Source organism: Bacillus sp. A1 (assembly GCF_042296235.1).
Classification (GTDB): domain Bacteria; phylum Bacillota; class Bacilli; order Bacillales; family Bacillaceae; genus Bacillus; species Bacillus velezensis.
Genome location: NZ_CP141181.1, coordinates 3,830,934 through 3,843,749 on the forward strand (window position 1 = coordinate 3,830,934; position 12,816 = coordinate 3,843,749).

A 12,816-nucleotide genomic window follows, 5' to 3' on the forward strand; every position below is an offset into this window, starting at 1 on the left:
TCTCCTTGCTTTGCTGTCCGTATATAAGACGGGTCAGTCCTCAGTCAGGTTCTTTACAAAATCATGAAGATTATTTCATAAAAAAAAGCAAATGCCGGTTATGGCATTTGCCTTTTCATTTGATCAGCGGAAATAACTGATCAGGAGTCCGATTGAAAGCAGGAATCCGAAAAATGTATTGGTTTGCGCCGTTGATTTCATCGCAATAATCATGTTCATCGGCATTTCGTTTTTCACAAAGCCTTTCACAGCCTGAACGGGCTTCGGCACGCTCAGGAAGACCAGGAACAGCCATGGGCTTGTGTAACCCATGATGACAAGACCGACGATCCAGATGTAAGCGATGGCAAAAGATGCGGCCAGTATCATGACGGCTCCTCTATGCCCCATCAAAATGGCCAGCGTTTTACGTCCGCCCTTTTTATCTTCCTCAATATCACGGATATTGTTGGACAGGTTAATCGCTCCGACCAAGATGGCAATCGGGATGGAAATCAAAATGCTCTGTTCATTAATTCTGCCTGTCTGAATGAAGAAAGAAATAAGGACAAATACAGAGCCCATGCAAATGCCGGAGAACAGTTCCCCGAACGGTGTATACGCAATCGGCAGCGGGCCGCCCGTATACAGATAGCCGATCAGCATGCCGGCAAGGCCGATAACCGCAAGCCACCAGCTGCTGCTTATGCAGATATAAACACCGAGCACGAGGGCAATCGCATAAGAGCCGAGCGCCAGCTGCAGAATTGTTTTCGGCTTCATGCCGTGGCGGACGATCGCTCCGCCGATACCGACGGAATCCTCCGTATCTAAACCGCGTTTAAAATCGTAATATTCATTGAATAAGTTCGTGGCGATCTGAATCCAAAGGCAGGAAAACAGCATGGCCAAAAACAGCAGGAAATCAACCTTTACGTAAAACATCGCCAATACGGTGCCGAGAAGTACGGGCACAAACGATGCCGTCAATGTATGAGGGCGGGTTAGCTGCCACAAAATGCGGCCCATGCTTTCTTTCTCGGGCGTCTTTTGGCTGCCCCCCATATTGTTTTGATTCATTTTCCTCTTCCTTTCTATTAAAAGGCTTTCACAGTCAGCCGATAACAGTAGTGTTGAATTGGGGTTTTCACGTTTTCTGCTACCTTATCTATCATAATAATTTCTTCCTCATTTCACAAGATGCGGCGCTTTATCGGCTATCCTGCCGGAAACGGCTTTTCGCCCTTCTCCATTGGGGTTCGGCACAAGCCTGCGTAAGAAAAAGCCGCCAAAATTTTTTTACCTCGTTTATATTTACGATAAGTTAAAAATCCCGCCTGAACAGCGCCTTTTTAGTATGATCATTTGCCAATTTATACATGCGTGTTTTCCATCCTTTTGTTTCTCATTCATTTTTAAGGAAATTTTAAGCTTAGGATATTAGACATATTTTGAAACTTTTTGTTAATCTAATCGTCATATACTGGTGTAATTATTGAATACGCGGGGAAGGAATTTTGAATATGATGCAAAAATTAAAACGTGCTTATGAAAATACATTGATCAAATGGACGTTTCATACGGGCTTTTATTTTCTGATATTAGTATTGCTCTTTTGGATGTATGGATTTCATACAGCGAATACCGGCACTTATATTTACAACGATTTCTAATCGGGGAGGATAACTATGAAACTACTTGATGCTATAAAAACATACGCAGACGCCAAGCCGCAGGCCGAAGCGTTTCATTCCTTAGATCATTCCCTCACTTACGGGGAATTATGGGATTTGTCGGAGCGGGTTGCGTCCGGCATTCAAAAACATACAGCTGACGGTTCGAAAGCGCCTGTCCTGGTTTACGGACATATGGAGCCGAATATGATCGTTTCTTTCTTAGGAAGCGTCAAAGCGGGCCGCCCTTACATCCCTGTCGATGTTTCCATTCCGGCGGAGCGGATCGTCAAAATCATTGAAAGCTCAGGCGCAGAGCTGCTTATCACCGTATCGGGCGATGCAGTCGATACGGGAAGCAATCTGATTAAAACCGTTACGCCCGAAGAGCTTGCAGCTGACGGAGATGCAGACCTCAGCCGTGAGAACTGGGTAAAAGAGCTGGACACATTTTACATTATTTACACGTCCGGCAGCACGGGAAATCCGAAGGGCGTGCAGATATCGGCTGATAACCTGCAAAGCTTCACTGACTGGATCTGCAGGGATTTTCCTGTGGGCGAGGGTAAGACTTTCTTAAACCAAGCGCCGTTTTCTTTTGATTTATCTGTCATGGACATTTTCCCTTCGCTTCAAACGGGAGGTACGCTGCACTGCGTAACGAAAGACAAAATCAATAAACCGAAAGTACTATTTGAAGAGCTGGAGAAATCCAAACTGAACGTCTGGACATCGACGCCGTCTTTCGTCCAAATGTGTCTGATGGACCCCGGCTTTACGCAGGAGCTCCTGCCTGAGGCAGAAGTATTTATGTTTTGCGGAGAAGCGCTTCCGGCTGCCGTGGCACAGGAACTGTTAAACCGTTTTCCGAAGGCCCGCGTATTCAATACATACGGCCCGACCGAAACAACGGTTGCCGTCACCTCCGTTGAAATTACGCAGCAGATCATCGATGAACATGAATCTCTGCCCGTCGGTTTTGCAAAACCCGATATGAATATCTTCATCATGGATGAAAACGGGAATAAGCTTCCGGACGGAGAAAAAGGGGAAATCATCATCGCGGGCCCGAGCGTGAGCAAAGGCTATCTCGGAGAGCCTTCTCTGACGGAAAAAGCGTTTTTCCCGATCGACGGCCAGTGGGCATATCACACGGGTGATGCCGGTTATGTTCAGGATGGTCAGATTTTCTGCCAAGGACGCCTTGATTTCCAGATTAAGCTTCACGGCTACCGCATGGAGCTGGAGGAAATCGAAGTACATGTAAGGCAGTCTCAATATGTGCGCACGGCGGTTGTCATCCCGTATCAGCCTAACGGACCTGTCGAATATTTAATTGCCGCCATCGTGCCTGAAAAACATGATTTTGAAAAAGAATTCCAGCTGACAAGCGCCATTAAGAAAGAACTGGCCGCTTCGCTTCCGGCCTACATGATTCCGAGAAAATTCATTTATCAGGATCACATCCAAATGACTGCGAACGGAAAAATCGACCGTAAACGCATTGGCGAAGAGGTTCTTGTATGACGCCTTACAGCTCGTTTTTCTTCTTTATCTTACTTGGAATCCTTCTTTTGCCGACGATTATTTTAGGGCTGAACGGCAAGAGATTCCAAGGATACAACATGTTTATATCCATCATCGTATTGGCTTTGATTTTCGCGCATGATCTGCACGGCGTGATCGCACTATGTATCTTTACGCTGTGGCAGGTGCTTTTAATCAGGGGTTATCTCGCTTACAGACTGAAAGCCAACAGCGGCTTTGTCTTCAGTATGGCCGTGATCGCGTCCATTTTACCCCTGTTTTTATCTAAATTATGGCCGTTTTTCTTTCCGCCGGCGCCTCATCACCCGGTTCATAACCTGATCAGTTTCTTAGGAATTTCTTATTTGACATTTAAAGGCGTCCAGCTGATCATGGAAACGAGAGACGGGCTGATTAAAGAAAAAATGCCGCTTCACCGCCTTTTGTACTTTATTATGTTTTTCCCGACCATTTCTTCCGGTCCGATCGACAGATACCGCAGATTTGCCAAGGACGAACAGAAAGTATGGACAAAGGGAGAATACGCTGATTTACTGTATACCGGCATTCATAAAATTTTTATCGGTTTCTTATACAAATTCATTATCGGATATGCGATTAACACGTATTTCATTATGAATCTGTCCCATATCACCCACAGCAAACTGTGGGGTAATGTGCTGTACATGTACGGATACAGCTTGTACCTGTTTTTTGATTTTGCGGGTTACACGATGTTTGCCGTCGGTGTAAGCTATATCATGGGTATCAAATCTCCGGAAAACTTTAATAAGCCGTTTATCAGCAAAAACATTAAAGACTTCTGGAACCGCTGGCACATGTCCTTATCCTTCTGGTTCAGAGACTACGTATTTATGCGCTTTGTTTTCTGGATGACAAAGAAAAAATGGATAAAGAACCGGATGGCCGTCTCGAACATCGGGTATTTCCTGCTGTTCATGCTGATGGGCGTCTGGCACGGACTCGCCCTGCAATATATTGTATACGGCCTGTACCACGCCGTATTAATGACCGGGTATAACTTTTTTGAGAAATGGAATAAGAAATACAAGTGGCTGCCCGCCAATCGTTTTACGGCCTTTTTAGCCATCGTCATCACATTCCATTTCGTATGTTTCGGATTTTATATTTTCTCAGGAAAACCATTTCATCACTAAAGGAGATTGAAAACACATGGAATTTAAACAGGAAGTATTAGACGTATTAGCTGAAGTTTGTCAGGAGGACGCTGTGAAAGAAAATCCTGATATTGAAATCTTTGAAGAAGGACTGCTTGATTCTTTCGGAACTGTAGAGCTGCTTGTCGCCATCGAAAACCGCTTCGGCATTACAGTGCCGATCACTGAATTTGACCGTGACGAGTGGAATACGCCAAACAACATTGTAAACAAACTGACTGAGTTGAAGTAAATGAAAAAGCGTTTCTTTGGACCAATTATTTTAGCGTTCGTCCTGTTTGTCGGAGCTATCGCAGTTCCGGCTTCATGGCTTACGCGCTTCATTCCTGAAAAACGTGTCGAAGAGTCGGCGGCAGCCTTAAATCCGAATATGTTCCAGGGGCTCTATCTGCAAAATAAAATGTTCGAAGACTCGAAGTATCTGCCGATTTTCGGTTCTTCCGAGCTTTCAAGACTGGATGAGTTTCATCCGTCCAACTATTTCCAAGTGAACAACCAAGGCTTTACGCCTTATCTTGTCGGAAAAGGCGGGGACCAATCCTTGATACACGCCGTGAACTTTGCGGCGCATTATCAGCAGCTGAAAGGCAAAAAGCTGGTATTCATTGTTTCTCCGCAATGGTTTATCAAAAAAGGTTCTGATGAACAGCACTTTGCGCCGAATTTTTCATCACTTCAGGCATTGGATTTAGCATTTAATAACCAGATTGATCCCGCGGTCAAAAAGAACATGATGAAGCGCATGCTCCGTTTTAAAGTCGTTCAGCATGATGCCGTCCTTTCTGAATTGTACAAGGGAATGGTCAACGGACAATCATGGAAAGTGAAAGCGGTCATGCCGGCTGCCAAAGCTTATTATTCTCTGCTTGAGAAAAAAGATCTTTATTATTCAATGGGGGAAACCGAGGGCCCTGAACGGACGATCTCTGAAAACCTGAAAGGGAAATCGTGGTCAGAGTTAAAAACAGCCGCCGCTCAATTAGGAGAACGGAGCTCCAAGTCCAATCCTTTCTATATCGATGACGCCTCTTATAAAAAGATTAAGAAGAAAGTAAAGAGAGTGAAAGGGATCAACAAAGGAAGAACGTACGCCAAATCAGTCGAATATCACGACTTTGAGGATATGCTGGACATTCTGAAAGATGCCGGCGCTGAGCCGATGTTCGTGGTTATTCCGGTCAACGGAAAATGGTATGACTACACCGGCTTCCCGAAAAAAGGCCGGACTGATTACTACAAAAAAGTCACTAAGCAAATTAAAGCGAAGGGCTTTCAGGTTGCCGACTTATCCGGGCACGAATATGATCCGTACTTTATGAAAGACACCATCCATATCGCCTGGAAGGGCTGGGTGTACGTCGATAAAGCAATGGAGCAGTTTTACAAAACCGGCAAGGTGACGGTTCACTGAGCACGGTGATGACAGAATACGTAAAAACGAACACGCAGGGGGCATTCTCTCCCCTGCTTTTTATGTGATTTGATTTTTTCACAAATTTGAGGAAAACTATTGCGAATATTTGTTGAAGGTATACAATAGAATATAAATTATTTTCAAATAAGTTTGACAATAACACCAATAGGGAGACAGAACATTATGAAACAAGACATTCGTGTTGAATTGACTTCAGCCAAAAAACCGAAACCGGACCCCCATGACCTTGCGTTCGGCAGAATTTTCACCGACCATATGTTTGTTATGGATTACGATGCCGATCAAGGCTGGTACGATCCGAGAATTATCCCTTATCAGTCCATCTCAATGGATCCTGCGGCCATGGTTTATCATTACGGCCAAACCGTTTTTGAAGGGCTTAAAGCGTATGTAACGAAGGATCAGGAAGTGCTTCTGTTCAGACCGGAGAAAAATATGGAGCGCCTGAACCAGTCAAATGACCGCCTTTGCATCCCGCTCATTGATGAAGAGCTTGTTCTTGAAGGTCTGAAACAGCTCGTAGCCATCGACAAAGACTGGATTCCGAAAGCGGAAGGCACTTCCCTTTATATCCGTCCGTTTATTATTGCGACTGAGCCTTTCCTCGGTGTAGCGGCATCCCATACGTACAAGCTGTTTATCATTCTTTCCCCGGTCGGCTCTTATTACAAAGAAGGCATTAAACCGGTGAAAATCGCCGTGGAAAACGAATTCGTGCGCGCCGTCAAAGGCGGCACCGGAAACGCGAAAACCGCCGGCAACTACGCATCAAGTCTGAAAGCGCAGCAGGTTGCGGAAGAAAAGGGATTTTCCCAGGTTTTATGGCTTGACGGCATTGAGAAAAAATACATCGAAGAAGTCGGCAGCATGAACATCTTCTTCAAAATCAGCGGCGAGATCGTGACACCGGAGCTGAACGGAAGCATTCTTGAAGGAATTACGAGAAATTCTGTCATCACCCTTCTCAAACATTGGGGACTGACTGTGTCTGAGCGGAAGATTTCGATCGATGAAATCATCCAGGCGCATCGTGACGGCCGATTGGAAGAAACATTCGGAACCGGTACGGCGGCGGTCATTTCTCCGGTCGGCGAACTGATCTGGAATGATGAAAGTCTTGTCATCGGCAGCGGTGAAACCGGAGAGATCTCGAAGAAATTGTACGATACCATTACAGGCATTCAAAAAGGCGCGGAAGCCGACGTGTTCGGCTGGACGACGGAAGTCGCCTCACTAAGCGAATCAAAATAAGCAAAAAACCCGGAAGCGAATCCGGGTTTTTTTACTGCTCTTATGCTTCAATCGACTTAAAGAAATGAGGCAGATGTTCTTTGTGGGCCTCAAGCATTTCATCCAGAATGGCCTTTGCCACGGAGTCTGACGGGACGAGAGGGTTGATCGTCATCGCAAGTAGCGCCGTTTGATAATCTCCCGTGACGGCTGCTTCAGCGGCGACACGCTCAAATGATTTGATTTGCTGGACGAGTCCGCGGACAGACACCGGCAGATCACCGACGGCGATCGGTTTCGGACCGTCTTTCGTCATGACACAGTTCACTTCGACCGCTGAGTCATTCGGAATGCTGGCGATCGCGCCGTTGTTTATCGTATTGACGGGCTGGATATCATGTTTGTCATTATAGATGGAGCTGATCAGGTTGCAGGCCGCGTCACTGTAGTACGCTCCGCCCCGTTTTTCAAGCTGCGGCGGTTTGATGGCGAGATTCGGATCTTTGTACAGTTCGAACAGTTCTTTCTCAACCTTCTGCACGACCTCGGCGCGTGTGCCCTCCGTCTGTGACGCTTCTATTTCATGCTCGAGCATTTCTTTCGTTTTGAAATAATAGCGGTGGTAGCCGCAAGGAATCAGATCGAGCGCCTTCAGGAATTCAGGCTCCCATTCCGCTCCTGAAATATTTTTCATCGTCATGGCGTTTTTCGGGTCTCCCATGGCTTCAATGACTTGATCTTTCACGCTGACGCCGTCTAAGAAAACATCTAATCCGAAGACCATGTGATTCAGCCCGGCAAATTGCACTTCGATCCGGCTGACATCCACATCCAATGCTTTTGCGACGCCCATTTTAATGCCGATCGGCACATTGCAGAGGCCGACGACTTTTGTGAGATTCGAGTAGCGGAGCAAGGCCTCGGTAACCATGCCGGCAGGGTTTGTGAAATTCACGAGCCATGCATTCGGACAAAGCTCTTCGATGTCTTTCGCGATTTCCAGAATAACCGGGATGGTGCGCAGCCCTTTGAATAAACCGCCCGGACCGTTTGTCTCCTGGCCGATTACGCCGTATTTTAACGGAATCCGTTCATCTTTGGCGCGGGCCTCAAGAAGGCCGACGCGGAATTGAGTCGTTACGAAATCCGCATCCTTCAAGGCTTCTCTCCGGTCAAGCGTCAGGTGAATCTCTATCGGAACACCCGCTTTTTCGACCATGCGTTTTGCAAGCGTGCCGACGATATTGAGTTTTTTCTCGCCTTCAGGAATGTCGACGAGCCATAATTCTCTGACAGGCAGTTCCTCATAGCGCTTAATGATGCCTTCCACAAGCTCCGGTGTATAGCTTGAACCTCCGCCGATCGTTACAATTTTAATTCCTTTTGTCATATTTTTGCTCCCCCTTGCAGACTCACTTTTTCATAAATCTCGACTAACTCTGCGGCCAAGTCTTTCACGGTCATGGCATTCATTAAATGATCTTGCGCATGCACCATCAAAAGCGTCATGTCTGTTTTTTCTCCGCCGGCTTCATTTTGGATCAGTTCTGTCTGATAATGATGAGCTTCGGTCAGTTCCCTTGCGGCTTCCTGAAGCTTTTCCTCCGCCATGGCTCTGTCCCCCCGCTTTGCGGCGGCAATGGCTTCCATTGATGCGCTTCTGCCGTTGCCGCCATGCAGGATGATCTGAAAAATGGTCTGTTCCATTTTTTCATTCATGTGTTTCACTCCCTTTCTCTACAGCACGGCTTTTTCGTCTCCCTGTACGGCTGGCGCCTGCGATTGTTCAAGTTCGTTTTCTTCTTTCAGCTTTTGCGAATCCCACATTCTGAAGAACGGATAGTACACGATAAAGGCTGTGATGATATTAATCGCCTGCATGACAGCCCCTGATATTTTTCCGCCCGTGGCAAGATAGCCGGAGAAAATCGGCGGCATCGTCCATGGGACGGCAATGCCGGCAGGTTTGGCGACGAGGCCGGTGCTCATACCGATATAGGTAAGGACCAGTGTGACAAGCGGTGTGATAATGAACGGAATGAGAAGCATCGGGTTCATGACGATCGGCATTCCGAAAATAATCGGCTCATTAATATTAAAGACGGCCGGCCCGATGGCGAGTTTCCCAAGCTGCTTCATCTGCTTGCTTCGCGAACGGAGAAACATGGTGACCACGAGCGCCAGTGTCGCGCCGCTTCCGCCGATGTTGATCCAGATTTCAAAGAACTGCTGGGTGAAAATATTCGGAAGCGCATCGCCCGCCTGAAACGCAATCCGGTTGGCATCCATCGCTCCGAACCAGATCGGCGCCATGACGCCGCCGACTATGTTCGCCCCGTGTAATCCGCACGCCCACAAGAGCATTTGAACCGCTTCGGCTATCAGGCTTCCGCCGAGACTTCCCCCAAGAATCGAGAGCGGCGTCCCCAGTACAACGCTTACAATGTTATGAAGGCTTTCAAACGGCGTCGCTTCGACAATTAAACGCGCACCCCAGATCAGAAAGATGACGGCAAAGCCGGGAATTAAGGCGACAAACGATTTGCTGACCGCCGGAGGCACGCCGTCCGGCATTTTGAAGACGAAATTCCGCTGGATGATCAAGCGGTAAATTTCCGTCGACAGCATGGCGATGATCATCGCGACAAACAGCCCTTTGCTTCCCATGAGAGACAGCGGGATGCCGCCGCCCACCATGATTTCCTCTTTGGCGCCGGAAGGCAGAAACGGAACTTTGTACGGCGTTGCCAAGAGAAACGCCGCCAAAGATATCGCACCGGCCGATAATGCGTCCACCCCGTATTTTTCGGCCAGGCGGTAGGCGATTCCGAAAGCGGCGACAAGACCCATGATTTCAAAGGTCGCATCAACCGGATATTGCAGTTTTTGAGACCAAGCGCTTCCGAACGTCTTTGCCATGAAATCCGCATATCCCGGAATCGGCAGGTTGCCGATGATCAGAAAAAACGAACCGATGATGATAAGCGGCATGGTGAGGATGATCCCGTCACGCAATGCTTGCAGATGCCGCTGGGAGGCAATTTTTCCGGCAATGGGCATGACTTTCTCTTCTAAAAACTGGTTCACCTTATTCACACGGCCCGCCCCTTTCTACGATGCGTTTCCGAGCTGTTCTGCTGATTTCAGAACCTCCGCTCCGTTGCAAGTGCCGTAATGGACGGTATTGATAACTTCAACCGGCACTCCTTTTGATTCACCTAATTTTTTCAGCTGCGGAAGCAAATAACGGACTTGAGGCCCAAGCAGCAATACGTCCGCTTTATCAATATGCTGGTTGACTGAATCGCCTGACACCGCCCAGATTTTATATTCTTTTCCTTGTTCCTGCGCGCTTTTTTCCATCTTGGTGACGAGTAAGCTTGTTGACATCCCTGCTGCACAAACGAGTAATATATTCATGTAAAAGACCTCCTGAAAGTTTGATATTTTGTATGTCTCGATGTTAGTACCATCATATTATGAAATCGCTTTCATAACTACTCAGGCTTTTTCCGCTGCTAACGGAAAAAAGGTATATCCCGGTCTTTCTCTGATCGTTTGTCTCTGAATACTCGTAAAACCTCCTGATAGGTTGTGCATTTTAAGAGACGGCTTACCGCGGCCGGATCATCTAACATGCCGCCGAGCCATTTGTACATATGCTGGAGGTCGGCTTTGCTTTCTTTCTCGACGCAGAGCAGGCAGACAAATTGGACACGCTTATCCGCCCAGTCAATCGGTTTCTTCAGCGTGCATACCGCCCAAAACGTCGTGTCTGTCTGCGGAACGAGCGGGTGCGGAATCGCCGTAAGATTGCCGAAACTCGTAGGAGAAATCGCTTCCCTTTCAAAAATAGAATCGGTCAGAGAATCAGAAGCGAGGCCGGCTTCTGCAACCTGCTGTCCGAGAAAACGGATGACGTCCTCCTTCGTCTCCAGATCCTGCTGCAAAAATACCAGCTCCGGTTTCAGAAAGTTCAATTGTTCCCGCTTTTCTTCCAGCATGGCGTCGATTTTTGTAAAATCCCCGCCGCCCAACAGCGTATGAACCTTCAATACGGGAACGGGCAGGTCTTTTTTGATCGGCACTGTGCTGACCACAAAATCAATCGACTCAAAGGAAAGCTGGTCAAGGCTGCAGTAATCAGCCGTTCCGACGATTTCAAGACGCTTTGCGAACCGGGAACGGAGCTTTTCTCTTAAAAGCTGCGCGCTGCCGGCGCCGGACGCACAAACAATCAAGCAGCGTTTAGGCGGCCGTTCCGTCTTTCTCCTTTCAATGGCGGCTCCGAAATGAAGCGCCAAATATCCGATCTCATTTTCATGAATATCAATGCCGGTTTGCTCCTTGATCACGATTCCCGCAATCACTCCCGCTTCAAATGCGAGCGGATAATTTTCCTTTATGGCGGAGAGCATCGGGTTTCTCAGGTTCATTCCGTACCGGTTTCGGTTAATCGCCGGCTTGATGTGGAGCGCAAGACCCGCTTTCAGCTCATTGTCGTCCGTGATTCCGAGCTTCAGCTCCCGCTCAATGGCTTCAATCATGGCCTCCGTCAAACGGCTGGTTTCCCCGTCTATCAGCCTTGTAAGCTCTTTTCCTTCCAGTTGTGACTGGGTCATGCGCTTTGTCCCGAGCAGGTGAATGGCAATATAGGCGGTTTCCTGTTCGGGAAAGGTGACCGAAAGCGCAGATTCAAGCTCTTTTACGATGGCTTCCGCTGACTGATATTCTGTTTCAATAATATCATGAAGATCTTCCGGGATGAGAGATACATAGTTTTCTGTCCGGATTCGTTTGCAGGCAATGGCGATATGGATGATGAGATTGTTCAGGCCGAAGAAAGAAAGCGGGATCTTATGGTTTCGAACCTGCTTCATAATGGCTGTGCGGATCACGTGAATGTCGTCTTTCGGCAGAATACCGGCCTTTTCACTCAGGAGATCAGGCTCAGGCTCGCGGTCGTCCACTAAGTATTCCGCCATACAATAACGGAGGCGGAGCTCTTCGCCGCGCAGCTTAAAGCCGTAGTTCGGCCTTGTTTCCAAAATGATGTCATAGGGGCGGAGCCGTTTTTTGACTTCTTTTAAATCAGATTGAAGTGTGGATTTACTGATGAACAGTTCTTCCGCCAAGTCATCCAGCTTGAGGTAGCCGTCGGCCAGAAGCATTCTTTTCATAAGGTAATCTAACCGTTCACCGGGAAAAATCGGCACGGTGCTGTTCTGCTGGAAATTGTCCTGAAGCCAGTTTTTAAACGGCTGCTCATTCCGGATCATCAGCTTATAGCCGCTCCCTCTGACAGATTGAATGGATGCGCCGTGTTTTTCTACAATGGTTTGCAGTTCCTTTATGTCATTGCGGACCGTCCGCGTCGTTACCTTTACATTTGCAGCGATGACTGAGCTTGTAACCGGTGTTTCAGCAGCTAAAAGCAAGCGCAGAAGTTCACGAAGCCGCCCATGAAGCATGAGAAAAACCTCCTATCAGATCAGATGCAGACGTGAAAAATGGGCAAATAGAATGAGGAAGGGGTAAATGTATGTAAATTCTATAATGGGGAGGATTTCAAGTCAATGCGGCAATCCGATGCCAGGCCCGTAAAAAAACAGCCGGATCAGCCGGCTGTTCGGGATGCGGACATGCGGTTCCGCTTAGATGCCTTCCGTTCTTTTATGATTTTTCTGATGATCGGATAGATGACGGGCGCCCATTTGATAATCGTTTTGAAAAATTTTTTCAATGTCTGAATCCCCTTTCTTTTACCTTGTCT

General features: G+C 47.5%; 13 protein-coding genes. 6 read left to right on the plus strand and 7 right to left on the minus strand.

Annotated elements, in window-relative coordinates:
• Positions 1-123: 123 nt before the first annotated feature.
• The gene (locus U2H13_RS18910) at positions 124-1,059 is read right to left on the minus strand and encodes a 1,4-dihydroxy-2-naphthoate polyprenyltransferase (protein ID WP_014419209.1); all 936 of its coding nucleotides are present in this window, start codon (positions 1,057-1,059) and stop codon (positions 124-126) included.
• Positions 1,060-1,502: 443 nt separating this feature from the next.
• Here U2H13_RS18910 and U2H13_RS18915 point away from each other — a divergent pair, with 443 nt between their 5' ends.
• The 6 genes from U2H13_RS18915 to U2H13_RS18940 all read left to right on the plus strand — a co-directional run bounded on the left by U2H13_RS18915 (position 1,503) and on the right by U2H13_RS18940 (position 7,064).
• A complete protein-coding gene (locus U2H13_RS18915) occupies positions 1,503-1,652 on the plus strand; it encodes a teichoic acid D-Ala incorporation-associated protein DltX (RefSeq protein ID WP_003150882.1) in 150 nt (49 codons plus the stop codon).
• Positions 1,653-1,667: 15 nt separating this feature from the next.
• Positions 1,668-3,179 carry a D-alanine--poly(phosphoribitol) ligase subunit DltA gene (gene dltA / locus U2H13_RS18920; RefSeq protein ID WP_103526529.1) on the plus strand — a complete coding sequence of 504 codons (1,512 nt, stop codon included), beginning with the start codon at positions 1,668-1,670 and terminating at the stop codon, positions 3,177-3,179.
• Complete coding sequence (gene dltB, locus U2H13_RS18925) at positions 3,176-4,357, plus strand: D-alanyl-lipoteichoic acid biosynthesis protein DltB (RefSeq protein ID WP_012118762.1); 1,182 nt, start codon at positions 3,176-3,178, stop codon at positions 4,355-4,357. The genes dltA and dltB overlap by 4 nt, the downstream gene beginning before the upstream one ends.
• A 16-nt stretch (positions 4,358-4,373) precedes the next feature.
• Complete coding sequence (gene dltC / locus U2H13_RS18930) at positions 4,374-4,610, plus strand: D-alanine--poly(phosphoribitol) ligase subunit 2 (protein WP_003150875.1); 237 nt, start codon at positions 4,374-4,376, stop codon at positions 4,608-4,610.
• Positions 4,611-5,789 carry a D-alanyl-lipoteichoic acid biosynthesis protein DltD gene (gene dltD, locus U2H13_RS18935; RefSeq protein ID WP_014419211.1) on the plus strand — a complete coding sequence of 393 codons (1,179 nt, stop codon included), beginning with the start codon at positions 4,611-4,613 and terminating at the stop codon, positions 5,787-5,789. It abuts the gene before it with no gap.
• Between the two features lie 183 nt (positions 5,790-5,972).
• Positions 5,973-7,064 carry a branched-chain amino acid aminotransferase gene (locus U2H13_RS18940; protein WP_025650062.1) on the plus strand — a complete coding sequence of 364 codons (1,092 nt, stop codon included), beginning with the start codon at positions 5,973-5,975 and terminating at the stop codon, positions 7,062-7,064.
• A 40-nt stretch (positions 7,065-7,104) separates the two neighbouring features.
• Here the strand turns inward: U2H13_RS18940 and licH are convergent, their stop codons facing one another.
• The 6 genes from licH to U2H13_RS18970 all read right to left on the minus strand — a co-directional run bounded on the left by licH (position 7,105) and on the right by U2H13_RS18970 (position 12,795).
• The gene (gene licH, locus U2H13_RS18945; protein WP_014419213.1) at positions 7,105-8,433 is read right to left on the minus strand and encodes a 6-phospho-beta-glucosidase LicH; all 1,329 of its coding nucleotides are present in this window, start codon (positions 8,431-8,433) and stop codon (positions 7,105-7,107) included.
• The gene (gene licA / locus U2H13_RS18950; RefSeq protein ID WP_003150867.1) at positions 8,430-8,762 is read right to left on the minus strand and encodes a PTS lichenan transporter subunit IIA; all 333 of its coding nucleotides are present in this window, start codon (positions 8,760-8,762) and stop codon (positions 8,430-8,432) included. Before licA ends, licH begins: the two co-directional genes overlap by 4 nt.
• Positions 8,763-8,780: 18 nt before the next feature.
• On the minus strand, positions 8,781-10,139 hold the full coding sequence (celB, locus tag U2H13_RS18955) for a PTS cellobiose transporter subunit IIC (protein ID WP_007407740.1): 1,359 nt from the start codon (positions 10,137-10,139) through the stop codon (positions 8,781-8,783).
• 15 nt (positions 10,140-10,154) lie between these two features.
• Complete coding sequence (gene licB / locus U2H13_RS18960) at positions 10,155-10,463, minus strand: PTS lichenan transporter subunit IIB (protein WP_003150863.1); 309 nt, start codon at positions 10,461-10,463, stop codon at positions 10,155-10,157.
• A gap of 98 nt (positions 10,464-10,561) precedes the next feature.
• Positions 10,562-12,514, minus strand: coding sequence for a transcriptional regulator LicR (licR, locus tag U2H13_RS18965; RefSeq protein WP_376700583.1), 1,953 nt, complete (start codon positions 12,512-12,514; stop codon positions 10,562-10,564).
• Positions 12,515-12,660: 146 nt separating this feature from the next.
• Complete coding sequence (locus tag U2H13_RS18970; protein ID WP_369719122.1) at positions 12,661-12,795, minus strand: hypothetical protein; 135 nt, start codon at positions 12,793-12,795, stop codon at positions 12,661-12,663.
• Positions 12,796-12,816 lie beyond the last annotated feature (21 nt).

Coding starts and splice junctions, on each gene's coding strand:
- U2H13_RS18910 (WP_014419209.1), bottom strand. CDS start 1,059: ATGAATCAAAACAATATGGGGGGCAGCCAAAAGACGCCCGAGAAAGAA.
- U2H13_RS18915 (WP_003150882.1), top strand. CDS start 1,503: ATGATGCAAAAATTAAAACGTGCTTATGAAAATACATTGATCAAATGG.
- dltA (WP_103526529.1), top strand. CDS start 1,668: ATGAAACTACTTGATGCTATAAAAACATACGCAGACGCCAAGCCGCAG.
- dltB (WP_012118762.1), top strand. CDS start 3,176: ATGACGCCTTACAGCTCGTTTTTCTTCTTTATCTTACTTGGAATCCTT.
- dltC (WP_003150875.1), top strand. CDS start 4,374: ATGGAATTTAAACAGGAAGTATTAGACGTATTAGCTGAAGTTTGTCAG.
- dltD (WP_014419211.1), top strand. CDS start 4,611: ATGAAAAAGCGTTTCTTTGGACCAATTATTTTAGCGTTCGTCCTGTTT.
- licH (WP_014419213.1), bottom strand. CDS start 8,433: ATGACAAAAGGAATTAAAATTGTAACGATCGGCGGAGGTTCAAGCTAT.
- licA (WP_003150867.1), bottom strand. CDS start 8,762: ATGAATGAAAAAATGGAACAGACCATTTTTCAGATCATCCTGCATGGC.
- licB (WP_003150863.1), bottom strand. CDS start 10,463: ATGAATATATTACTCGTTTGTGCAGCAGGGATGTCAACAAGCTTACTC.
- licR (WP_376700583.1), bottom strand. CDS start 12,514: ATGCTTCATGGGCGGCTTCGTGAACTTCTGCGCTTGCTTTTAGCTGCT.